This window comes from Micromonospora sp. S4605, assembly GCF_003176715.1.
In the GTDB taxonomy this organism is placed as follows: Bacteria; Actinomycetota; Actinomycetes; order Mycobacteriales; family Micromonosporaceae; genus Micromonospora; species Micromonospora echinaurantiaca.
On record NZ_QGSW01000466.1, the window covers coordinates 1 to 22,194 of the forward strand.

The 22,194-nt window shown below is 70.6% G+C and carries 23 protein-coding genes and 2 pseudogenes; 7 read left to right on the top strand and 18 right to left on the bottom strand.

The window, feature by feature from the left end; translation table 11 throughout:
• The coding region (locus DLJ47_RS34410) for a glycoside hydrolase family 5 protein (RefSeq protein WP_109906437.1) at positions 1 to 1,015 on the bottom strand (1,015 nt) is incomplete at its 3' end.
• A gap of 246 nt (positions 1,016 to 1,261) precedes the next feature.
• Here DLJ47_RS34410 and DLJ47_RS34415 point away from each other — a divergent pair.
• On the top strand, positions 1,262 to 2,224 hold the full coding sequence (locus DLJ47_RS34415) for a TIGR03557 family F420-dependent LLM class oxidoreductase (protein ID WP_109906439.1): 963 nt from the start codon (positions 1,262 to 1,264) through the stop codon (positions 2,222 to 2,224).
• Positions 2,225 to 2,462: 238 nt separating this feature from the next.
• Positions 2,463 to 3,248, top strand: a complete 786-nt coding sequence (locus tag DLJ47_RS34420; RefSeq protein ID WP_233258177.1) for an alpha/beta fold hydrolase — start codon at positions 2,463 to 2,465, stop codon at positions 3,246 to 3,248.
• A 236-nt stretch (positions 3,249 to 3,484) separates the two neighbouring features.
• On the opposite strand, the gene DLJ47_RS34425 is transcribed toward DLJ47_RS34420, so the two are convergent.
• From DLJ47_RS34425 to DLJ47_RS34465, 10 genes and pseudogenes are all read right to left on the bottom strand, one after another.
• Complete coding sequence (locus tag DLJ47_RS34425) at positions 3,485 to 4,525, bottom strand: hypothetical protein (RefSeq protein ID WP_109906441.1); 1,041 nt, start codon at positions 4,523 to 4,525, stop codon at positions 3,485 to 3,487.
• Between the two features lie 106 nt (positions 4,526 to 4,631).
• A complete protein-coding gene (locus tag DLJ47_RS34430) occupies positions 4,632 to 5,774 on the bottom strand; it encodes a hypothetical protein (protein ID WP_109906443.1) in 1,143 nt (380 codons plus the stop codon).
• Positions 5,771 to 6,292 (bottom strand): SigE family RNA polymerase sigma factor, encoded by a 522-nt coding sequence (locus DLJ47_RS34435; protein ID WP_109906445.1) that lies wholly within the window; start codon positions 6,290 to 6,292, stop codon positions 5,771 to 5,773. The genes DLJ47_RS34430 and DLJ47_RS34435 overlap by 4 nt, the downstream gene beginning before the upstream one ends.
• Before the next feature lie 99 nt (positions 6,293 to 6,391).
• Complete coding sequence (locus tag DLJ47_RS34440; protein ID WP_109906447.1) at positions 6,392 to 7,186, bottom strand: endonuclease/exonuclease/phosphatase family protein; 795 nt, start codon at positions 7,184 to 7,186, stop codon at positions 6,392 to 6,394.
• A gap of 7 nt (positions 7,187 to 7,193) precedes the next feature.
• Positions 7,194 to 8,684, bottom strand: coding sequence for a phosphatase PAP2 family protein (locus tag DLJ47_RS34445; protein ID WP_109906449.1), 1,491 nt, complete (start codon positions 8,682 to 8,684; stop codon positions 7,194 to 7,196).
• Between the two features lie 78 nt (positions 8,685 to 8,762).
• On the bottom strand, positions 8,763 to 9,764 hold the full coding sequence (locus DLJ47_RS34450; RefSeq protein WP_109906451.1) for a YihY/virulence factor BrkB family protein: 1,002 nt from the start codon (positions 9,762 to 9,764) through the stop codon (positions 8,763 to 8,765).
• Positions 9,757 to 10,761, bottom strand: a complete 1,005-nt coding sequence (locus tag DLJ47_RS34455) for a diacylglycerol/lipid kinase family protein (protein WP_088997857.1) — start codon at positions 10,759 to 10,761, stop codon at positions 9,757 to 9,759. The genes DLJ47_RS34450 and DLJ47_RS34455 overlap by 8 nt, the downstream gene beginning before the upstream one ends.
• A gap of 130 nt (positions 10,762 to 10,891) precedes the next feature.
• Positions 10,892 to 11,071 (bottom strand): annotated as a pseudogene (locus DLJ47_RS38025) (Clp protease N-terminal domain-containing protein); the annotation flags it as partial.
• A 183-nt stretch (positions 11,072 to 11,254) separates the two neighbouring features.
• A pseudogene (locus DLJ47_RS38030) lies at positions 11,255 to 11,440 on the bottom strand (Clp protease N-terminal domain-containing protein); the annotation flags it as partial.
• Positions 11,440 to 11,676 carry an HTH domain-containing protein gene (locus DLJ47_RS34465; RefSeq protein ID WP_088995221.1) on the bottom strand — a complete coding sequence of 79 codons (237 nt, stop codon included), beginning with the start codon at positions 11,674 to 11,676 and terminating at the stop codon, positions 11,440 to 11,442. The pseudogene DLJ47_RS38030 and the gene DLJ47_RS34465, both read right to left, overlap by 1 nt.
• Positions 11,677 to 11,790: 114 nt before the next feature.
• On the opposite strand from DLJ47_RS34465, the gene DLJ47_RS34470 reads away from it, so the two are divergent.
• Entirely contained in the window at positions 11,791 to 12,579 is a 789-nt protein-coding gene (locus tag DLJ47_RS34470; RefSeq protein ID WP_233258178.1) for a PP2C family protein-serine/threonine phosphatase, read from the top strand.
• Positions 12,580 to 13,757: 1,178 nt separating this feature from the next.
• Here DLJ47_RS34470 and DLJ47_RS37585 read toward each other — a convergent pair.
• On the bottom strand, positions 13,758 to 14,333 hold the full coding sequence (locus DLJ47_RS37585; RefSeq protein ID WP_199236129.1) for a phage major capsid protein: 576 nt from the start codon (positions 14,331 to 14,333) through the stop codon (positions 13,758 to 13,760).
• Complete coding sequence (locus DLJ47_RS37590) at positions 14,303 to 15,160, bottom strand: phage major capsid protein (RefSeq protein ID WP_199236130.1); 858 nt, start codon at positions 15,158 to 15,160, stop codon at positions 14,303 to 14,305. Before DLJ47_RS37590 ends, DLJ47_RS37585 begins: the two co-directional genes overlap by 31 nt.
• Positions 15,161 to 15,545: 385 nt before the next feature.
• Here DLJ47_RS37590 and DLJ47_RS36065 point away from each other — a divergent pair, with 385 nt between their 5' ends.
• Positions 15,546 to 15,713 (top strand): hypothetical protein, encoded by a 168-nt coding sequence (locus tag DLJ47_RS36065; protein WP_158289937.1) that lies wholly within the window; start codon positions 15,546 to 15,548, stop codon positions 15,711 to 15,713.
• Positions 15,714 to 16,522: 809 nt separating this feature from the next.
• Here the strand turns inward: DLJ47_RS36065 and DLJ47_RS34485 are convergent.
• A complete protein-coding gene (locus DLJ47_RS34485) occupies positions 16,523 to 16,852 on the bottom strand; it encodes a hypothetical protein (RefSeq protein ID WP_158289938.1) in 330 nt (109 codons plus the stop codon).
• A gap of 709 nt (positions 16,853 to 17,561) precedes the next feature.
• Here DLJ47_RS34485 and DLJ47_RS35540 point away from each other — a divergent pair.
• Positions 17,562 to 17,741, top strand: a complete 180-nt coding sequence (locus tag DLJ47_RS35540; RefSeq protein ID WP_146228273.1) for a hypothetical protein — start codon at positions 17,562 to 17,564, stop codon at positions 17,739 to 17,741.
• A 94-nt stretch (positions 17,742 to 17,835) separates the two neighbouring features.
• Here DLJ47_RS35540 and DLJ47_RS34490 read toward each other — a convergent pair whose 3' ends face one another.
• From DLJ47_RS34490 to DLJ47_RS34500, 3 genes are all read right to left on the bottom strand, one after another.
• The gene (locus DLJ47_RS34490; protein ID WP_109906461.1) at positions 17,836 to 18,657 is read right to left on the bottom strand and encodes a helix-turn-helix domain-containing protein; all 822 of its coding nucleotides are present in this window, start codon (positions 18,655 to 18,657) and stop codon (positions 17,836 to 17,838) included.
• Entirely contained in the window at positions 18,657 to 19,157 is a 501-nt protein-coding gene (locus tag DLJ47_RS36070) for a hypothetical protein (RefSeq protein WP_158289939.1), read from the bottom strand. Before DLJ47_RS36070 ends, DLJ47_RS34490 begins: the two co-directional genes overlap by 1 nt.
• 251 nt (positions 19,158 to 19,408) lie before the next feature.
• Positions 19,409 to 19,600, bottom strand: a complete 192-nt coding sequence (locus DLJ47_RS34500) for a helix-turn-helix transcriptional regulator (RefSeq protein WP_109906471.1) — start codon at positions 19,598 to 19,600, stop codon at positions 19,409 to 19,411.
• Between the two features lie 136 nt (positions 19,601 to 19,736).
• Here DLJ47_RS34500 and DLJ47_RS34505 point away from each other — a divergent pair, with 136 nt between their 5' ends.
• Both DLJ47_RS34505 and DLJ47_RS34510 read left to right on the top strand, forming a co-directional pair.
• A complete protein-coding gene (locus DLJ47_RS34505) occupies positions 19,737 to 20,255 on the top strand; it encodes a helix-turn-helix domain-containing protein (protein ID WP_158289940.1) in 519 nt (172 codons plus the stop codon).
• The gene (locus DLJ47_RS34510; protein ID WP_199236131.1) at positions 20,236 to 21,540 is read left to right on the top strand and encodes a tyrosine-type recombinase/integrase; all 1,305 of its coding nucleotides are present in this window, start codon (positions 20,236 to 20,238) and stop codon (positions 21,538 to 21,540) included. The genes DLJ47_RS34505 and DLJ47_RS34510 overlap by 20 nt, the downstream gene beginning before the upstream one ends.
• A gap of 23 nt (positions 21,541 to 21,563) precedes the next feature.
• Here DLJ47_RS34510 and DLJ47_RS34515 read toward each other — a convergent pair whose 3' ends face one another.
• Positions 21,564 to 22,160 (bottom strand): hypothetical protein, encoded by a 597-nt coding sequence (locus tag DLJ47_RS34515; protein WP_109906467.1) that lies wholly within the window; start codon positions 22,158 to 22,160, stop codon positions 21,564 to 21,566.
• Between the last annotated feature and the right edge of the window lie 34 nt (positions 22,161 to 22,194).

Genomic DNA, 22,194 nt, shown 5'->3' on the forward strand with positions numbered 1-22,194 from the left:
GTGCCGGACTGCCCATCGTGGTCGGCGGGGTGCCGAAGACGGTCGCCTCCCGGGCGGTCTGCCGGATGCCGTTGGCGCCGTTGAAGATGCGCTGGCCCCAGTTGGTCAGGCTGGCCGGGTTGAAGGTGACGGCCATGTCGAGGTACTCGACGCCGCCGCCGTTGCCGCTCCACGACCAGCCGAGCCAGCCGATCCCGTTCGCCTGCGTGTAGGAGAAGATCGCCTCCTCGTCCGGGTCGCCGTCGGAGTGGTTGTGGCCGAACTCGCCGACCACGATGGGCAGTCCGGCACTGCGGAACCGGCCGAGGTAGTCGCTGATCTCGGCGGCGGTGTCGAAGACGCCGTACATGTGGACGGAGAAGACGGTGTTGCGGTCCGGGTCGGCGGCGAACACCGACGCGGCGTTGTCGCGCATGGTGAACGCCCAATCCTGGCCCCAGTTCGGGGCGTCCACCATGATCGTGTGGTCGAAGCCGGCGGCGCGCAGCCGTTTGATCGCGTTGCTGGTGTCGGTGGTCCAGGCCGCGTAGCCCTGGTTGCCGTACGGCTCGTTGCCGATGTTGACGATGACGTACTCCTCCTCGCCGGTGAGCACGTCGGCGAGGCTGATCCAGTAGTCGACGGCCTGGTCCAGGCTGGCCGCGCCGCTCTGCTCGCCGTAACCGGTGGTGTCGTGCACCTCCAGCACGCAGATCAGCCGGTTGGCCTTGCACAGCGAGATGACGTTGGCGACGTCGGCGTTGGTGTTGCGGGTCCAGCGCTCGCCGCTGGCCAGCACCACCCGGACGGTGTTCGCGCCGAGCGCCTTGACGTCGGCGAACGAGCTGGTCCGCTGCGGGTACCAGGTGTGCGCGTGGTTGACGCCGCGCATGACGAACTCGGCGCCGTTGGCGTCGTAGAGCTTGCCGTTGGCGACGGTGAAGCCGGCCGCTGCCTGCGCCGGTTCCCCGAACGCCAGCACGGCGGCCAGGAGGGCGAGCAGGGCCGCGCCGGCGGCGGTGAGTCGTGTCTTCATGGCCTTCCTCAACGGGAGGACCCCCACTGCCCGGTGGGGAGGGAACTGACAGGGAGAGGCGACCGCAGCCCGACGGCCGCCGCCCGGATCCCGGCGCAGGGATCAGCGTAGGCCGATGGGTTCGGGAACGCAATGAACCGGTTAAGGCCGGGCTCCCGGACGCCATCAACGAACCGGACGGGAGGGTTGACTTACGCCCGCCCGGGTATCCGGGGATGATCCGCCCGGGTCGGAAGGAGAGGCGTCATGGTCAGCGTCGGCTACACCCTGATGTGCGAGCAGGCCGGTCCCAAGCAACTGGTCGACCACGCGGTACGGGCCGAGGCGGCCGGCTTCGACCAGCTCGTCGTCTCCGACCACTACTACCCCTGGCTGGACTCCCAGGGGCACTCCCCGTACGCCTGGTCGGTGCTCGGCGCGGTCGCGCACGCCACCAGCCGGGCGGCGCTGATGTCCTTCGTCACCTGCCCGATCCGCCGCTACCACCCGGCGGTGGTGGCCCAGAAGGCGAGCACCGTCGGAGTGCTCTCGGACGGCCGGTTCACCCTCGGCCTGGGCGCCGGGGAGAACCTCAACGAGCACGTGGTGGGCGGCTGGCCGCACGTTCAGCAGCGGCACGAGATGTTCGAGGAGGCGCTGCAGATCATCCGGCCGCTGCTGAACGGGGAGACGCTGACCTTCTCCGGCAACCACTACGACGTGCCGGACGCGTACATCTGGGACCGCCCCGACACCCCGGTGCCGATGGCGATCGCCGCCTCGGGCCGGCAGTCGGCCACCCTCGCCGCCGAGTACGGCAACGGCGTGATCGCCACCGAACCGGACCCGCGCATCATCGAGCTGTTCGAGGACGCCGGCGGCGCCGGCCAGCCCCGGTACGGGCAGGTGGCCATCTGCTACGGCCCCGACGAGGCCGAGTGCCGCAAGATCGTGCACGACCAGTTCCGCTGGTTCGGGCTCGGCTGGAAGGTCAACGCCGAGCTGCCCGGCCCGGAGGGGTTCGCCGCGGCCACCCAGTTCGTCCGCGAGGAGGATGTCGCCGAGGGCATCTCCTGCGGGCCGGACGTGGACCGGCACGTCGAGGCGTTCAAGAGGTTCGTCGACGCCGGCTTCACCCACGTGGCGATCGTGCAGGTGGGCGCCGACAGCCAGCCGATGTTCCTGGACTGGGCGCAGGAGCAGCTGCTCCCGCGACTGCGCGACCTGTGAGCCGGCGGCGGCCCGGCCCGGGGAGCGTCGCGGGAGCCGGGCGGTGCCAGCCGTGAGGCCGGGACGACGCCCGGCGGGCAAGCCGGCCGGGACCGCGACCAGCCCGCGCCGCCAGCACGGGTGCCCCGACCTGGTGGACCGGACGGTGGGCGCACCCCGACCAGGGGCGCCCGGCCGGGCGACGCAACCGTCGACCCCGACCACCCCACCGGGGCGGTTCGGCCCGGCGGACCTCCGTTTGGCGTTCGCCGCGCCGCGCCCGGCGGCCGGGCTGACCAGCGAATGGCGGCTGGTCGCCGGGCTGCGGACACACACCCGCCGCGGCGGCGACCCGGGCAGCGACGCACCGCCCGTGGTGCTGGTGCACGGGCTGGCCGTCTCGCACCGCTACCTCACCCCGCTGGCGCTGGCGCTGGCCACCACCCATCCGGTGTACGTGCCGGACCTGCCCGGCTTCGGGCTCTCCGCCCGCCCCGGCACGGCGTACGACGTACCCGGGCACGCGGCGCACCTGGCCGCCTGGCTGGCCGCGTACCGGCTGCCGCCGGTCTGCCTGGTCGGGCACTCGTTCGGCGCGGAGGTCGCCGCAGCGGTCGCCGCCCGGCACCCGGACGCGGTGCGCGCGGTGGTGCTCGCCGGGCCGACCACCGATCCCACCTCCCGCTCCCGGCGGGGGCAGATCGGCCGGTTCCTCGTGGACACCGTCCGGGAGGCGCCGCTGCAGGCGCCGATCCTGCTCCGCGACGTGTGGGACGCCCGTCCCTGGCGGGTCTCCGCCACGCTGACCCACTCGGTGCGCAACCCGGTGGAGGCGGACCTGGTCCGGATCGCCGCCCCGACCCTGGTGGTCACCGGCGCCCGGGACCCGGTGGTTCCGCCGGCCTGGCGGACCCAACTGGCCCGGCTCGTGCCGGAAGCCCGGGAGGTGGTGGTGCCCGGCGCCGCGCACAACGTCGCCACCACCGCACCGGTGCAGGTCGCCGCCGCGATCCGCCGTTTCCTCGATCCGTCCACGAAAGGGTGACCCGATGCGCTTCGGAAACGTGGAGATCCGCCCGCTCGGCGGCGGCGTCGGCTGCCTGCTGATGATCCTCTTCTCGCTGGTCGCCTCGATCGTCCTCACCGTCCTGCTCAACCTCGTCTTCTGAGCCGCCGGGCGCGGGGCGATCTTGGTAGAAAGTGGCCCCTGTAGGGGCCGTTTCCTACCAAGATCCGATCCGCTCCGCGCCTGCACCGGCCATCGCACCGGCGTGCGGGCGGTCAGCGGCGGAGGCCGAGGGCGGTCAGCACCTCGCGGGTGGTGAGGCGGATCGGGTCGAGAACCGTGTGCCGGAGCCAACGCGCGGCCGGGGTGACGGTGGCCCGCCAGGCGGCGGCGAGTGCCCGGCCCACCGGCACCACGGTGTGCCGCCACAGCCAGCCCGCCCCGCGCACGACCGGCCGCAGCGTGACGACGTACCCCCACCAGAGCAGCCGGCCGGCCGCCCACCACGCCCAGCGAAGCGCGCCGAGCAGCACCCGGCCCACGGCCGTCGCGGCGCGGAGCAGCACCCGGACGACGGCCGCCGCCCCACCCAGCAGCCACCGGCCGGCGGCGGTCAGCCCGACCAGCAGCAGCCCGCCGAGCGGCGCGAGCCGGCGGGCCAGCCACGCCGCCGGCAGCCACACCAGGTGGTACGCCAACCAGGCCAGCGGCAGCCAGACCACCGTGCGCGCCAGCCAGCCGAGCCCGCGCCCCAGCCACACCAGCGGCATCCAGACCAGGATCCGGGCCAGCCAGGCCAGTCCTCTGCCGAGCCAGACCAGCGGCACCCAGACCAGGTTGCGGGCCAGCCAGGCCAGTCCCCGCCCCAGCCAGACCAGCGGCGCCCAGACCAGGTTGCGGAACAGCCAGACCAGTGGCTGCCAGACCAGCGTCCGGGCGACCCAGGCGAGGCCGCGCCCGAGCCAGACCAGCGGCAGCCAGAACGCGTGATGCAGCAGCCAGCGGAGCGGGCGCAGCAGCCACCGGTCGACGAACCGGCCGACCGGTGCGAGCAGCCACCGCTGCAGCGCGGCTCCGGTGGCCGCGACCAGTTCCCAGGCGAGCCGGACCGGCAGCACCACGACCAGGGCGATCGCGCGGACGACGGCGGCCACCAGCGGCACGGGCGCGTCGGACGGGACCGACGGCCGGGACGGCGCCGGGGCGTCGGACGGGACCGACGGCCGGGACGGCGCCGGGGCGTCGGACGGGACCGGCGGTCGGGGCGCCGGGGCGTCGGATGGTGCCTGCGGCCGGGGCGGCGCGGGGTCGATCACCGAGTCACCGTAGCCAGCCGCGGCAACGGCCGCCGCCCCGGTTTACGGGACCGTGATCGGTCCGGGATGCGCCGACGCGACCCGGACCGACCACAGTGGCCGTCGGCTACAACGGCCGCCACGCCGTCGGGTCGTCCGGGTCGTCGACCAGCCGCACGGTCGCCGCGAGGGCGAGTGCGGCATCGCGGCCACCCAGCGCGGCACGGCCAGCGGTGGAGAGGTAGCCCACCTCGCCGACACAGGTCGGACAGGCACCTCCCGGCACCTGCCACACCCGGTACGCGCCGGCGCTGTGCGCGTCCTCCACCCTGGCCGGCCGTCCGGCGACCGTTGTCTCCTTCTCCGCCGAACGCGCGATCGGGCCCCGCTCGACCCCGATGGTCAGGTCCTCGTAGGCGCGCGGCGAATCCGGCCGGGACGGCGCCAGGTAACCCAACTGCGCCCGCGTCCACCGTCCCTGGTACTCGGAGACGACAGCGCGGTGGAGCCGGGCACCAGCGGGCGGGGCCACGTCGAGGAACGGCAGAGTGACCCGGTGCGGCTGCCAGACCATGCTGACGGCGAACCGCCGGGCGCTCTCCTCCGGCCGTTCGTCCCCGTGCACGGTGATCACCGCCCAGGCGTCCGGGGCATACTGCCAGGACAGGCGGGTCTCCCCTCCGTCCGGACTGGTGTGCAGGTAAGCCCGTGCGCCCTGCACCGGGTCGACCGGGTCACCCGGCAGCGGCACTCGGGTGGGACGCCGAGGCTCGGCACTGGCGTCGGACTCGCGCATCGACTCGAAAGGGTCGACGCCACGAGCTGCGATCTTGAGGACGATGACGCGATCCAGCGCCCAGCGATCCCCGGACCCGTCCTGCCCGGCCCGCGGGCTCGCCAGCGTCACCCACTGGGTGTGGTGGTCCGTCGAGTACGTCCGCAGTGGCAGGTCGTCCGGTATCCCGTCGAGCCGGAAGAGCCACTGCCCCGGGTCGAAGCGTTCCGGCGCCTCGGCCGGCGGACCGGTCACCGGCTCGGGGCTGTCCGCCGGGGTCGGGGGTGGCGTCGGGCGGGCGGTGTCGAGCAGGGCCGTGGCGCCGAGCAGGGCGAGCACGGTGACGACGGCGGCGGCCCCCGCGACGAGGCGTCGCCGGCGGACCGCCCGCCTCCCCTCGGTCAGCAGCGGCTCCGGCAGCACCGTCGCGGCGGGAAACTCGTCAGCCGCGCGGACCAGCAGGTCACGGACCTCGCGCTCGTCGTACCCGGTCATCGGCGCACCTCCTTCGGGTTCCCGTCGGGCAGCTGCCGGCGCAACGCGGCCAGGCCCCGCGCCGTCTGACTCTTGACGTTGCCGGTCGAGCAGCCGAGCACCGCGGCGGTCTGTTCCACGGTCAGGTCGGCGTAGAACCGGAGCACCAGGACCACCCGCTGGCCGGGCGGGACCGCGGCCAGTGCGGCGCGTACCGCCATACCGTCCGCGACCGTGTCCCCCTCGTCCGGTGGGCCGATCCCCGGCGGCGGTTCCGGCGTGCGGTCGAACAGGTACACCCCGCGCCACCGCGAGCGGCGTTCCTGCCGGAAGGCGTTCACCAGCATCCGGTGCACGTACGCGCCCAGGTCGTCGGCGTCGCGCACCCGGTGCCACTTGACGTAGAGCTGGACCAGCGTCTGCTGCACCACGTCGTCGGCCCGGTCACCGTCGCCGGTCAGCAGGTACGCGGTGCGGCGCAGCTTCGGGGTGGCCCCGGTGACGAACTCGACGTACTCCTGCTGCTGTGTCACCTGCATCGGCCACTCCCCCGGTCCGGTCCGCGCGACTCCACCCGTACCGATGAGTGCCGGAGCGGAAAGGGTTGCACGGCCCTCGCGGCCGGTCTCCCCGACCGGTCAGGCCGGGTTCAGGTCCAGCTCGGCGACGACCGGGTAGTGGTCGGAGGCGTACTCCGTCTCGCCGCCGCGAAGCACCCGGCAGCTGCGCACCCGGGCGGCCAGCGCGGGCGTGCCGAGCAGGTAGTCCAGCCGCATCCCGGCGAACTCGCCGCCGCCGTGCCGGGTCGGCACGGTCAGCCCCGCGTCCGACGTCCCGGCCGGGTACAGGTCGACCAGGCCGGCCTCCAGCAGCCGGGCCACCGCCCGGCTGTCCACCGTCCGCCCGTCCCGGCGCAGGTGCCGGCGACGGTACGGCGGGGCGAGCCGGGCGAGCCGATCGGTGTGGTCGGTGACCGGGTCGAGGGTGTTCAGGTCGCCGGCCAGCAGCGCCAACTCCCCCGGCGCCCGGCGCAGCGCGGTCGCCGCCCAGCCCGCCTCGACCAGCCGCCGGGTGCCCGAGTACGGGTCCAGGTGGGTGCTCAGCACGGTGAGCGGGCCGGCTCCGGTGGCCAGCGCCACCCGCTGGGCGGCGTGGTGGAACGGCCGGCGCAGCGGGCCGGCGCCCACCACCCGCCACGGTGGGCGGACCAGCACCGCGACCGGCTGCCCGAAGCAGGAGCGGGCCAGGTGGCCGCGCATCCCGAGCCGGGCGGCGAACCCGGCCAGCGCGCCGGCGTCGAAGCCGCGCAGTTCCTGGAGCGCGAGGACGTCCGGCCGCTGCCCGGTGAGCACGGTGAGCACCCGGTCCCGCCGGTCGGTGCCGCCCCGGTCCCGGCCGCCGGTGCGGATGTTCCAGGTCATCACCCGCAGCACGGGCCGCTCACTCCACCCGGGCGGCCTTGGCCAGCTCGTCGTCGAGGCTGCGGACGTCCTCGGACTCGATGCTCGGCCGGTTGCCCTCGCGCAGGTCCTCGTTGGGTCGGACGACCCAGTACAGCAGCCCGATCCAGAGTGTGGTGAGCAGGATCGCGCCCATGAAGTCGGTCGGGTGGTGCATGCCCCGATACATCCGGGAGACCGCCACGCCGACCGGCATGACCACCGCCAGCGCCACGAAGATCCACCGCCACCAGCGGTCGGTACGCGGGAAGACGATCAGGGTGATCGCGATCCACACGCAGAGCGTGGCCGCGATGTGGCCGGACGGGAAGGACGAGGTGGGCATCGGCCCGTCCAGGTTCCCCACCGGCGGGCGCGGCCGGTCCACCGCGGCGGCCGCGGCGAGGAAGAGGCTCAGCTCGCCGAACATGGTCAGCGCCACGAAGAGCACCGGCCGCCAGCGCCGCCACACGGCCAGCACCAGCGGGCAGAAGACCAGCGAGATGAGCAGGATGGCGTGGGTGTCGCCGGCCTTGCTCCACCACCAGCTGACGTCGTCCCGGGCCTGGGTGCGGTGCTCGGCGAACCACCGTGGCACGTCGGTGTCAAGGGTGGCGAAGAAGGTCCCGCCGGCGTGGTAGCTGACGAACATGCCGAAGCCGTAGAGCGCGCCGAGCACCAGCACCCAGCCGACGATCAGCTCGAACACGGCGGCCCGGGGGTGTGGCAGCAGATGCGCCTCGTCGGGGGCGGGCGCCACGTCGTGCGCGGCCTCGGGCTCCAACCCCTCGGTGATCGGCGGCACCGGCCGGCCGCGCTCCAGCCGCCACAGCCGGAAGGCGTACGCGGTGACGCCGAGCCAGGCGGCGCCGAGCAGCCAGGCGCCGAGCACGTCGGAGACGAAGTGCACGCCGAGCGCGATCCGGGTCAGCCCGATGAGCACCACCACGGCGGCGACCAGGGCGATCGCGGGCTTGCGCCAGCGGCGCGACAGGGCCGGCAGGAAGACCAGCAGCAGCGCCCCGTAGGCGACCATCGAGCCGAGCGCGTGCCCGCTCGGGAAGCTGTCCCCGGCGTAGCTGCCGATCGGCACCTCCACCTCGGGGCGCAGCCGGTCGACCAGCGTCTTCAGCGCCGGGTCGAGGATCAGCGCGCCGAGGCCGGTGACGATCAGGAAGACCGCGAGCCGGCCCTGCCGGCGGATCAGCAGGCCGATCACGGCGACCGACACCAGCCAGATGATCACCGCCCGGCCACCGAGGTCGGTGAGCGCGTTGAGCACGGTGACCAGCGGCCCGTGCGGGGCGACCAGGTCGTTGAGCCAGGCGGCCACGCCGTGGTCGACGTCGTACAGCGGGGTCCACCGCACCCGGACCAGGACCAGCAGGATCCCGAAGCCCACCCCGGCCCCGAGCACCAGCGCCAGGCCGGCGAGGGTGCGTTCGGTGAAGTGACCCAGGGGTCGTCGCAACGCCTCTCGGACCGTGGTCACGGCAGCCTCCCTTTCGCCTTCGGCGTGCCGCTTGTACCCGATCGGCGATTCCCGTACACCGGCCCCGGCGGGGCACCGCTAGAGGGAGGTCATCTCGCCGGTGTCGAAGACCTCGTCCCGCTCGGCCTCGGGCTCCCACAGGTCGGGCTGGGCCGGCTCCTGCACACCGATGCGTACCGCCTCCAGCTGCGCGGCGAAGGCCAGCCCGCCGAAGAGCGCCATCCCGGTGAGGTTGGCCCAGAGCAGCAGGGCCATCATCCCGGTCAGCGCGCCGTAGGTCTGGCCGAACCCGTCGCTGTACGCCACGTAGCCGGCGAGCAGCAGGCTGGCCAACCACCACAGCGCGGTGGCGATGGCGGCGCCGAAGATCAACCAGGACAGCCCCGGTTGCTTGCGCCGGGGCGCGTGCCGGAACAGCACGGCCACGGCCAGCACGGTCAGCCCGAGGCTGAGCGGCCAGCGGATCACGTCCCAGAAGCCGTGGACGGCCTCGCCCCACGCGTAGTGCCGCTGCACGGAGTCGCCCATCGGGCCGCCGCCGACCAGGATCAGGAAGCCGGTGAGCGCCGGCACGCCGGCGGCCAGCGCGAGGATCGCGGCGCGCAGGTACTTCCAGAGCGCCGGGCGGTCCCGCTCCACGCCGTAGATCCGGTTGGCGCCCCGCTCGATCTGGGCCATGGTGCTGGTGAGCGCCACCAGCCCGGTCAGCAGACCGAGGCTGAGCGCCAGCTCACCGGCGCGTTCGGTGCTCTCCCGCTCGCCGAGCAGTTCGGCCACCATCGGCTCGCTGGCGCCGGGGGTGAGCGCCAGGACGGTGTCCGCGACGACCTCGCCGCCCTCCTCCACGCCGAGTTCGCTGATCAGACCGGTCAACGCGATCATGAACGGCACCACGGCGAGGCAGAGTTGCAGCGCGAAGGCGCGCGAGTGGCTGAACCCGTCGCCGTAGCGGAACCGGATGAAGGCGTCCCGCAGCAGGTGCCAGCCGCCCTCCCGGCGCAGCGTGTGCCAGGCGTCGTCGGCGGAGAGCTCCTCGTCGGCCATCAGCCGGGTCTCCGGCACCATCCGGGTGCTACTCACGGCGGGCCTCCTCGATCAACTGCTCGCCCCGCTCGGCCGCGGCGTCGACGTCCACCGTCAGGTCGCGCGCCCGCTCCGGCTGCGGTACGCACAGCCACAGCGCCCGGCGGCGGATCTCCGCCTTCAGCGTGCGGCCGGGCGCGATCAGGTCGCCGTCGAGTTCCCGGGGCTGGGCCCGGTTGCTGGTGATCTCCACCCGCCGGCAGCGGAAGACCTCCATCCGGGGCACCCGGTCCTGCCGGCGCAGCACGGCCCAGCCGAGCGCGAGCCAGTGTCGCAGGGTACGCGGGGTGAGCACCGCGACGTCGAGGTAGCCGTCGTCCGGCTCGGCCTCGGTCAGCAGGGTCAGCCCGCCCTGGAGCCGGCCGACGTTGGCGACCAGCACCGACCGGGCCCGCCGGCGCAGCGGCTGCTGGTCGTCGAGGCGGATCGAGACCCGCATCGGCCGGTCCCGCAGGTGCCGGACGGCCCCCACCACGTACGCCGGCCAGCCGATCCGCGCCTTGGTGGTCTCGCTGGTCGCGGCGAGCATCTGGGCGTCGAAGCCCATCCCCGCCATCACTGTGAAGTAGTGGTCCTCGACGGCGCCGACGTCGAGCAGCCGCCGGCCGCGCTCGACGGCGACCTCGATGCCGGCGGCCAGGTCGGTGGAGAGGCCGAGGTTGGCGGCGAGCAGGTTGCCGGTGCCCTGGGGCAGCACCGCCAGCGCGACGTCGGTGCCGACCAGCCCGCGGACGCAGGACATCACGGTGCCATCGCCGCCGCAGGCGAAGACCACTTCGACGCCGGCCTCGACGGCCTGCTCGGTCTGGCCCCGACCCGGGTCCTCGACGGTGGTCTCGTACCACAGCGGCTCCGGCCAGCCGGCGGCGGCGAGCGCGTCGGTGACGGTGCCGCGCAGCTCGTCGAGGTCGGCCACCTTGACCGGGTTGACCACCACGGCGGAGCGCGGCCCGCCGGCGCCCGCCGCCGGTCGGCTCTCCTGTCCAGCATCCACGGCGCCAGTGTGCAGCACCTCGGGGCGTTCAGCGAGCCCACGCGGACGGCCCGTTGACAGTGCCACAGAAAGGTTTGGAAACGGCGCCCGGCTGCCCGGCGGTTCAGGCCGCGGTGCGCAGCGCGACCTCCACCCGGCGGCGCAGGTCGTCGAGGTCCAGCCCGGCCTCGGTGAGCACCAGCGCACCCAACCCGTGGCCCTCGCGAATCAGCCCGAGCAGGATGTGCTCGGTGCCGATGTGGTTGTGCCGCAGCCGGAGCGCCTCGCGCAGGGACAGCTCCAGCACCTTCTTCGCCCGGGGCGAGAACGGGCCACCCGCGTACCGCCGGCGCCACCAGCGACGCGGTGGCGGCGCCGCCTCGCGGAGCGCGTCCGGGCCGAACGACTCCTCGATCCGGGCCACGATGGCAGCCAGGTCGATGCCGATCTCCCGCAGCGCCGCGGCGTCGGCGTCGGCGAGGCCGGTGGCTCCCTGCGCGGTGTGCCGGTGGATCCGCTCCCGCAGGTCGTCGCCGCGGACGCCGGCCTCGGCGAGCACCCGCGCGGCGAGGCTGTCGCCGTCGGCGAGCAGCGCGAGGAGCAGGTGCTCGGTGCCGACCGGCCGCTGGCCCTCGCTCCGGGCCTCGTCACGGGCCTGCCGCACGACCGTGCGGGCGCGGTCGGTGAACCGCTCGAACATCACGCCTCCCAGGATTGTCCGACCGCCGGTCGACCGGCGTGCTTCTTGTGGACCGCCTGCCGGCTGACCTCGAGCGCGTCGGCGATCTCCTGCCAGGACCAGCCCTGTCGACGGGCGTTGTCCACCTGGACCACCTCGAGCCGCTCGAGCAGCCGGCGCAGCGCGCGGACGGCGCGCAGGCCGACCCGGGGGTCGGTGCTGCCCGCGGCCGCCGCGAGTTCCGTCGCCTGACTCATGTCGTCAACTTACGTTGACATGACAGGGCTTGTCAACCCTCGTTGACACCCGAGCTGGGGCGCCCGGTGCTACGGTCCGCCCCGTGTCGCACCCGCCCTATGCCCCTCGCGCCGGTGAGCGCCGTGTTCGGTGACTCCGTCGGTCCCCTCCGGACGCACCGCTGGTCGGCCGGCGGGCTCACCCTGGAGTGCGCCGGAGGCAGCGTCATCGGCAACCGCTACCGCGCGAACTACGACGTGCTGCACGTCGACCCGGCCCTGCCGTTCGCGGCGGTGGCCGACGGGATGGGCGACGGCGAGGGCAGCCGGCGGGCCGGCGCCGCCGCGATGGGCACGCTGGTCGAGCAGGTCCGGGCCGCGTGGCCGGCGACCGGTCCCGGCCCGTTGCGCGCCGCGGTGGCCCAGGCGCAGGCAGCCGTACGCGCCGCCGGCGCCGGCCGACCCGAGCTGACCGGCTGTACGCTCACCGCCCTGCTCGTGGAGCCGGACGGCGGCCAGGGCTGGCTGGCCCAGCTCGGCGACTCGCGCGCCTACCGGCTCCGCAATGGTCTGCTGGAACTGCTCACCGTGGACCACACGGTGGCCTGGCTCGGCGTCGTGCACGGCTGGTACCCGGCCGACTCCCCCGCCGCCGCCCGGGCCCGCTACCAGCTCACCCGGTACGCCGGCCACCCCGACGGACCCGAGGCGGACCTGCTCGCCGTCACGCCGCGCCCCGGTGACGCCTGGCTGCTCTGCACCGACGGGGTCAGCGACCAGGTCGACTACCACCGGCTACGGGAACTGCTGTCGACCCACCAACCGGCCGATGCCGTCCGCGCGCTGCTGGACGCCACGCTGGCCGCCGGCGGTGACGACAACGCCACGGCCGCCGTCCTCCGCGTCCACGCCACAGCCCACTGACCGATCGACACCGGCCCGGTCCCCGGCCGGCACCCACCATCGGTGACCGTCGCACGCCCGCTCAGCCGGTCGGGTGCGGAGACATCGCTGGCCAGGGCCCACGATCGGGGGCCGGCCCGAGTCCGGATACGCCGCAGGGCCGGCATCCGTGTGGGTGTCGGCCCTGCGGTCGGTGGATGTGCTGCTGGCCGGCACCCGGTGGGTGTCGGCCAGCAGTCCCCCTGTGAGGAAAGTCAGTGCGTGTTCGGTTGTCAGTTGTTCCAGTTCTTAGGTCCACGTTGGGCTGACCTGCGGCGATACCCGCCGCAGGTCGCCTGACCTGGGAAAACAGGTTTCATCGACCGGCATCGCATGGCAGCGTTTCTCGACCTCTGTTGTACCCGAGTTGTACCCGATGATCTTGGGATCAATCGATGGACGTAAACGGGCGGTCCAGAGTAGTCACGTGGTCACTGCCTGTTGAGCCGGGTGAACGTCTCTTCTACGTCTGACGCTCTGTACAGGACAGGTCGCCTAGCGTCACATCGACGCCAGTGGTCCTGTGATGCGAGTCGGTACACGGTGCCGGCCGGCCGGCGGTACAGCATGACGACCTCGGCGACCGTGAGCCATCGCATCTAGCGCCGCCCATCGGCCCGTGGACGGCTCCGACCGTCCGACCAGCCCACCGCCACAGCAGCGGCCACCCACCGGCCGGCTACGGCCGTACGGGCGGCCGCAAAGCCAATGCCGTAAAGGGTTCCGCCGACTGTGACCGCGACCACAGCGCACACCTTCGCGAGCGACCATCCAAACGCGAAGAGTAGCCACGCGAGTGCGGACAGTATGTGTCGGCCCACGTCGGCGAACTGCCCACGTGCCCGCACCATCGGAAGACTGGTCATCAACCGACGGTAACGCCCATCGACACATCCACATATAGACAACACCCCACCGGAGGGAGCCGCGACCTCCGGTGGGGTGTTGCCCTGGCGCTGGACGGGTCACCGCATCGACAAGGTGGGATGCTCACCGCCCATCGTTCCGAACTGCCAGAGTGGTTGCCCTCCTGTGACCAAGGTGGACGCCCCGACGTCGGTGACGTTGACGCCGATCTAGCGGTCACTGCCGGCCCGCGCCGCCCTCTTCAATCAGCGCGGGCCGGCAGATCCCAACCTAAGCCGAGCCCGACGATCGGCTTAGGCGTTCAGGATGCGGAAGGCATTGTCCACAAGCACATCCGAGCCGGTGCGGTACCACAGGAACGCGCCGCGCTGACCAGTCGGGCGGCCGTTAGCGCCGAGCAGGTTGGGGATTACCTCCAGCGTGGAACCAATCCGATCGACGATGACAAAGTTGTTGAAGTCGCCGTACGCCAGGATGTGGTTGGTCTGCGAGGCGTTGATGACACCGTCCATGTCGGAGCACTCATTCATCGGGCGGCCGAGCAGCTGACCGTTGGCCAGTTCCGGGAACTTCAGCGCACCGTTAGTGGTCTCCAGCTGACGCAGCGCATTGATGGTGGAAAGGTTCGCCGTCCACTGTGCGCGGGCCTGGAACCGGGCCGGCAGCGCGTTCTGCACGTTGAACACGTCACCGGCGGCCAGGGTGTCGGCGGTGCCAGAGGCGACCACAGAGGACCCGCCCGCGAGCGCCGTCACAAAGCCGGTCGGCTGAGCTACCCCACTGCCCGTGGTGTACGCGGCGGCCTGGTGCACGTCCGCAGCGTCGACCAGCACACGCGTCAACTCATCGAGGATGTTAATGACGTCCATGCTGAGCTCGAAACTATACGGGACGAACACGTCACCAAAGTGGACGGGATCGGCTCGTCATCGACCGTCGGCGAACCGTCGGCGGCCTGGACACCCTCGGCCTTCCACTCGGCGGTGGCACCCGCGGAGTTGATGCCGGTCCATGAATCGGTGACAGTCTGGACGACACGCGAGATCCGACGAAGCGGGTTGATACTCCCCGCATTGGACAAATTGAGGGCCGGGTCCAGCGACATCGGCACCAGGTACCCGCCCGCTGAGTCGGTACCGACACTCATCGCACGCATCTCCGACTGGAGCAGCGCCACACGCTGGTACGCGTCACGCTCCGCGTCGGTCCACAGCAGATGACCGCGAGTCGGATCGGCAATCATCTTCGCGAACGCCGACCGGTACGCGTCGTCGCCGGCGGTGGTCACCCACCGGACGGCCAGGGACTGCTCACGCGCGCTGCCCAGCTTCTCCACAAGGGACGTGGCCCGCTCGGCGGCGTGGTCGGCGAGGTGCCCAACCTTGTTACTGCGCTCGATCTGCCACAGTGCCTGATCGCGGGCACCGTCACGGCGACGTCCGTAGTCATCGATGCCGGGCGCACCGGGCACCGCGACCAGGTCGCTACCGGGACGGCCGGCGCTCACCGCGCGCTGCTGCGCCAGCTCGACCGCGCGCTGCTCATCCTCAAGGGACTCACGCTCGTTCATGGCCGCCGCGAATCCCTTACGGAGACGGTGAAACCGCTCCTGCTCGCCCGGCGTCAGCGCGTCCTTACGGGACAGCGCGTCAATCTCATCGGTGATGGTCGACATCTTGTCGGCCAGCTCAGCCATGCGAGCTTCGCGGGCCTGGTCAGTGCGAAAGCGTGCCACGGTTCTGCCTCCTCGGATGTGGGCACGTCGATGGGGCTGACTGCCTGTCCGGGAGGGCACCGCTGGTGCCGGCCCTGGCCGGGTGCGTGTCGGCTGTAGACGGCGGCGGGAGAGGCTGCTCTGCAACGGCTTCCGCCTGGTCACCGACAACAACCCGTTGGCTGGTGTCGATCCAATCGTACGACGAGGTATGACAGTTTTTCGATGACACAGCGTCGGCGCCGGTCAATTTGTCGATCCGTCGATGTCGGCGAGCGTCGATTTGGGTCCCGCCGGATAATCCGCCACTTCACTGGGCGAGAGGTGCCCCGGATCGTATCGGCGGTCGCTGGTGAGGCATGGCCAGATGTACATGTTGACCGTCATCGACATCGACACCGTCGACATCGACACCGTCGACAGCGTGACATCCACAGGCATTCACATTGAAGATCGCGTCCGCCGCGTTGTCGGCGACCTGGCCGTGCGCCCATGCCCGGCTGCGCCCGGCTGCGCCGGTGCTCTGGCCTGCTGAGGTCGCCTCAGCGACTCTGTCCGGCCCATCGGTAGGCACGTGGTCGCCGACGTAAAACCACAGCGCCAGCGACGAACACAGCCGGCCGGAGTGCGTCACGGCATCGACGGGCACCGCATCGACGGCGGCAGCTGGGCGACGGCGCAACACATCAACACACATCGCATTACAGGGTGTAAAGATGTAAGCACGTTGCGTATGCGCATCCGTCGATCGCAGTGTCGGGGGGAGCCGGGGGGAGAGATTCGCTCGGACAGAGAGCACGGTCCCGCCCCCCTCCATTGACGTTGGTCACCGTCCCCCCGGGGTATGTCGATGTCTCGATGGTTTCGCGGTGCACAGCGATCGATGCGTCGAGTGATGGGCTTGGATCGGTCGGGTGGGCTCCCATCTACGCCGGTCGCTGCCGGCCGGGCACGTACGGCGTGCGGGGGGTGCACGGGGGTCTATGCCCCTGCCCGGTGTCCGTCCATGGTGGGCATCGGTGGCCGTGCATGCTGGCGAGGCTGGCGGGGGTCCGTCGGGTGGCCGGGTTTGTCGGGTGTGGACACCGGCCCGGTGATGCCGGCCGATATCCTCTTCAAACGAAACATGTACCCCCTTCGAATTTGCCCCCTGGTGGGGTGTCGCGGCCCCCTGTTTGTCCGATGTACACGGGGTGTGTTCGGCCCCCTGCTGGGTGTGGATGCGTGTGTGGATGCGTCGATGGGCACGGGTGTGGATGTGGCGCCACCCTGCACGTGCGTCGATAGGTGCGGGCATGAATGGTGACAGGCGCCGATGACGTAGGCCACCGGTGCCTGTCGATGTCAGGCTGCCTTGTCGGGTGTGGACTCCGGCCCGTCGCCCGACTGCCCGGTGGTGTCGCCGGCCGCGGACGGCTCGTGGTCCACGGTGGACATGAGTGCGTCGATGTCGTCGGTGCCGGTGCGGAAGTGGATGAGGATTCCCTCCGGTCGGGCGACGATCGCTAGTGGAGCGCCGACGTAGCGGGCTGCCCACGGGCAGCTATCGGCGTGGATCACACTGACGACTCCCAATGGTCTGCCGGTGACCCCGCTGACCGACGGGATGACGTTCACCTCCGCCGGGCAGTCAGCACATGCCAATGCCTTGATGTCGCTGATGCTCATGCTCATCGCTGTCATCTCCATGGTTGCGTTGTGTCATCGCGTGTGGACGGTGGGCGACTTGCCTGCTGGCACTGCGGGCACTGCGGGCACTACTGGGCATCGATCCAGGTATGACGATCCACGAGACCGTCACTCTCCGTAGTGGAATCGTCCTCGCGTACGCTGAGATGGTTGGGATTAGTGCCCGTCAGTGCCCGCAGTGCCCGCACCGGAGGCACCAGGCAGCGGAACGCGTGATCGCGTGTGGACGATGCGTGATCGATGGTTGCTTACATCTACATGCGTTCGCTTCGTTGCCGGCCAATGCGCTTGTAGGTGGGGCACCAGTCGTCGTGGTGCACGACCACGCTGTGAACGCCGGGTCCCCAGTGGTCGGCCCGGATCTCTTGGAATGCGTCGCAGGTGTCGCAGCCGTGAATGGCACGGATTGAGGCAGATACACGACCGGTCATGGCTTGTCTCCTGTGGACTTAGATTCGGGCAGGCAGTCGGTGCACGCACCGAAGCTGTAGACCAGTGCGCCGACCTGGACAGCGCCCGGGTAGATCGGGTCGCCTGCGTCGACTCCGGCGCAGGGTCGTCCGCAGCCGTCGCAGCTGCGGTCCGCTGTGGAGTTGTGTGGCAGTCGGAGTAGCTGTGTGCACTGGCGACAGACGACTAGTCCGGGTTTCCACGCGGCGGCGGCGACGGGCTGTGGGGACATCGGGTTGGGTGAGTGGATGCACGTATCTGCGCGGCGGGACACGTGGTCGACAACGGCCTGGAGAGCGCCGAGGCGAAGCCAGCCGGGCATGGTTCGGGCTGGCACATCGACCGCGCCGAGCGCGCCCATTCCAATGCGGACCTCGGTGGCTGCGGCGTCGAGCTGGTCGAGCAGCCACGCCGGCGCGGTTGAGCGCAGTTCAGCAGCGATGGCCGTCTGTCGGTCCTCTGCCGGTCGCATGAGCATGTCGTCGAGAGCGAGAGTCACGGATGTCAGGGGTCGCCGGTCAGGCATGGAGGTAGGTCCCTTCATCGTCGTGGGCGCGGTCGTACGTGGACGGCTTGCAGTCGGGGCATGACTCCGCTGCACCGGGCGCGATGGTGATAAACCCTTTGTCGGTACAGGTTTTGCACCTTGCCGCGGCTGCACGGCGTTCCACTTCGGCCTGTGCGGCTGCCGTGGCGAGTGTCTCGGCGTAGTAGTCGCGCAACTCGTTGTCGTCGATGCATGGCAGCACGGCGGGGAGTGACCGGATCTCGGGTCGCCTGGTCGTGATCTCTGCCGCGACGGCGGCGGCTTCGCCGGCGGTGCAGCCGAGTCGGGTTTGGATGGTTCGTTCAGCCGCGCTCGCGCGCTGCTGCTGAGGATATTGAGGGGATTGAGGGGAAGGGGTGGACGACGGTCCACCCTTTCGCGGACCGTCGTCCACCCTTTCGCGGACCGTCGTCCACCCTTTCTCGACAATGGGTGCACCGTCGTCCACCCTTTCTCGCGTCGATTGGGTGGACGGTCGTCCATCCTTTGCGTCGGCCAGGGCGGGCAGCCGATACGTCGACTGTGTCCCTCGGTAGGCGAACACCTCGCGGCCCAGCCTGTCTGTGCCGCGAGGGACCCGAAGCTCGTATCCACGCGCGGCGAGCCGCTGAAGGTTCTTCACCACGGCGCTACGCGTCATCCGTGACCGACGGCACAGCGCATCGCTGGCGATCCACCCGGTGCGGGTGTCGTCGTTGGCGTCGTCGGCGATGACTGTCCACACGACGAACTCGCCGAGCGAGAGGTCCGACGGTCCATGCTCGACAACCTCGCGGTACAGCCGGTAACCCATTACTTTCCGGCCTCACGGTTGGCGGCTTCGTCGAGGATCGCGACCAGGCTGCGACGGACCACAGTGGTGTCGAACGGGGTGGCGCTGGCGGCGGTGGCACCGGTCTGCGCGGGCACGTACCCTCCCCATTGGTCGTAGCGTTTCAGTGCGAGGACCTGGCAGACGCGTTCCGCGAGGTCGCGGTGTGCGCCGATCTGTGCTTTGTGGGCGGCGGCGCGGGTGGCGGCGTCACGCACGGCCTGGACGATCCGCTGCCGTTGCTCGGGTGTCCCGGTGAGGAACCACGGCTGTCCCACCAGGACGGTTGGTGTCCGGACGGCGGGTCGTCTGCGCCGGGCCGACTGCGTGCCGCTGCCGTTGACGCGTTGCCACGGTGGCGTTGTGAACGTGGACGCGACCGGGTACCCGCTATACGATCGGACGGACTCTCGGTCGTCGTTACGCAGCAGTTGATGGGCCGCCCCCTCCGCGCGGGGGCGGCTCTTCGCGTTGTAGTCCACTGTCGTCCCTCACACTCAAAGGCAATCGATACGCAGGGGATGCGGTGCCTCGTGCATGCGGAGGGGGGCGGGGACGGCGCGGCTGGAGTCGTGAGCAGCGTCTATGTATGCTGCCGGTGACGAGTCTCGCCGGCCGTCTTGTGAGTTGGGCCGCTCCGCTGGGGGCGGCCTTTCTCCTGTCTGTCCATGGTGGTCATGCGTGTCATGGGCGCGGGCGCTGACTCGCTGTGCTCGGATCGACACGCTCGGTGTCAGGCGGCCTCCGACGACGAGTTTTCATTGAGCCATTTCTCAACGTCAGCCCATCGATACCGTCGGTGACGGCCGACCTTTGCGAACCGTGGGCCGGTGCCACAGACCACCCACTTGTCGAGTGTGGCGATCGGCACACCGAGGTACGCGCCGACCTCCGCCGAGGTCGCTAGCGGGCGGCGATCCGTCATCGCGGCACTCCTTCCATCCCTTGCTGTACAAGCGTTTCGCTTGCTTCACGAGCAATCGGCGACGCTCGCTGAGCAGGCTCGGGTAAGTGTGCATCGACGTTTGGTGATTGTCAACCGGGCGCGTTATCTTGCTCGGGTGGCAAGCAATCAAGATCATCCGACCGCCGTCATCGCTCAACAGGTCCGGGCACTACGCAAACGCGACGGGCTGACCGCCGAACAGCTGGCCGCCCGCATGCGCGAGCAGGGTGTGCCCTTCGATAAGACCGTGGTGGCCAATCTGGAGACTGGCCGTCGCCGGTTCGTCACCGTGCAAGAACTGTTCGCCCTGGCCGAAGTGTTCGACGTCTTCCCGGTGCACCTGTTGGTGCCGCCCGACAGCCCCGACGATGACAGCTACCAGGTGACCCCCGATGGGCCGGTGTCCACGCTGCACAGAGTGCGGCAGTGGATTCGTGGACAGTCGCCGCTGCGCGGCTTCGATGACGCCGCCCGGACCATTCGGCACTTCAGCCGCGTACCCCGCGACGAGGCGGAGGCGTTTCTGTTGCGCGACATTGGACGCGGGCTGTCCCGTGTGGTGCCCACCGGCTCCGATCGTGACCACCGCGATGATGATGATGTGACTGGAGTCGATGACGATGGCCGTCGATGACCTTTGGTACGTCAGTAAGAAGAAGAAGCGGGGACCCAACGGGGAGCGGATACCGACGGCGCAGCACGGCGTCGGCATGCGGTGGCGTGTCAGGTGGACAGACCCGAAGACATCGAAGCAGGTAACCCGACGCTTCGAGAGACAGAAAGACGCGGAAGATTTCGACGCGTTGATGCGCGCCGACATCACGCGCGGCACGTACCGGGACCCGAAAGCCGGCCGGGTGACCCTCGCCGACTACGCGCGTGGCTGGCTCGCCGAGCAGACGTCCGATGTGTCCACACGCGAGGCTGTGGAGATGCGTTTCCGGGTACACATCCTGCCGGCGCTCGGTAGCCGGACGCTGCGCGAACTTGAAGAAAAGCCGGCCATTGTCCGGGCGTGGGTGCGCGGGCTGACTAACGCACGCGACGACCGGCCGTTAGCTGCCAGCACCGCGCGGGCGGTGTTCGCGAATCTATCCGCGTGCCTATCCGCTGCCGTCGATGACGAGTTGATCTCACGGAACCCATGCCGGGTCGGCTCAGTGAAACCACCGACAATGGAGCGCCGTAAGGCTGTCCCGTGGTCGGCCGAGCGGGTCGAGGCTGTCCGGTCAGGACTCCCCGACCGGTACGCCGCGATGGTCGACTGCGGCGCGGGCATCGGTCTGCGTCAGGGTGAAGTGATCGGCCTGGCAGTGGACGATGTGGACTGGCTGCGCCGGGTTGTACATGTGCGCCGTCAGGTTAAGCGGGTGGGTAACCGGGCGGTGTTCGCCAAGCCAAAGGAAGGCAAAGAGCGGGACGTGCCCCTGTCTGAGGCGGTGTCGCTGCGCCTGGCCGCGCACCTCAAAGCCTTCCCTGCTCAGCCGGTCACTCTGCCGTGGATGGTGCCGGACGGTAAGCCGGTCACCGCATCGCTGATCTTCACCGGCTCGACCGGTAAGGAGATCAACCGCAATCACTTCAACGCGGCTCTATGGAAGCCGGCACTGGTGGCGGCCGGAGTGATCCCCGCACCGGTGGTCCGGCGACGGTATGTCGACTCCCGTGAGTATGGGTTTCACGCGCTACGGCACCGGTACGCAAGTGTGATGCTGGCCGGTGGTGTAGATATCCGCGCTCTCGCTGAGTACCTCGGTCACAGTGACCCTGGCTTCACTCTGCGTACATACACGCACTTGATGCCGTCCGGTGAGGACACTGCGCGCCGCGCCATTGACCGCGCGTACGCGGACACCCCGGAAGTGATCTTGTCGCGCGTTGTACCGGATTTGTACCCACGGGGTGCCCACGGCGCATAATCCCAGGTCAGCGCGGTGCAGTGTCAGATGTTCCAGTGCTTGGCGACGAGGTCGGCGGCCTGCTGCTCCCACTGGGCGTAGTGGAACGGGTAGGCCGACACCTGCACGGTCTGCGCGGCCTTGGTCAGCGGCATGTCCTGCCACCCGTCGACCTGCTTGAGACCCTTCAGGAACGCCATGGTCGAGTACTCGGGGTCGGTGATCTGCTCCACCGTGCCCCAACCCGAGGACGGGCGCTGCTGGAACAGGCCCTGCGAGTCGTGGTCGTTGCGGTCACCCAGGTGACCCAGGTTCTCCAGCTTCGACTCCTGCAGCGCGGTGGCGATGGCCACCACGGCGGCGCGCTCGTCCATGTCGGACTTCTTCGTCGCCGCGATGATCGCCTTCACGTTCTCCACCTGCTCACCGTTCAGGTCGATCCGCGACTGCTCACCCTGCACACCATGCGGGATCAGCTTCGCCTTGTCGACGCCCGGCTTGTCCGCCTGCACGCTCACGGCGACCGGCTTCACGGCCTCAACCGAAGTGGCCTCGGCGTTGGTGGCGGGGCCGGCGAAGATGCCACCGGCGAAAGCCAGACCAGCAATACCCAGAACGCTCTTACGCATGATCGTGGTCATCACAAGCTCCTTCGGGGGATGACGCCACCAAACC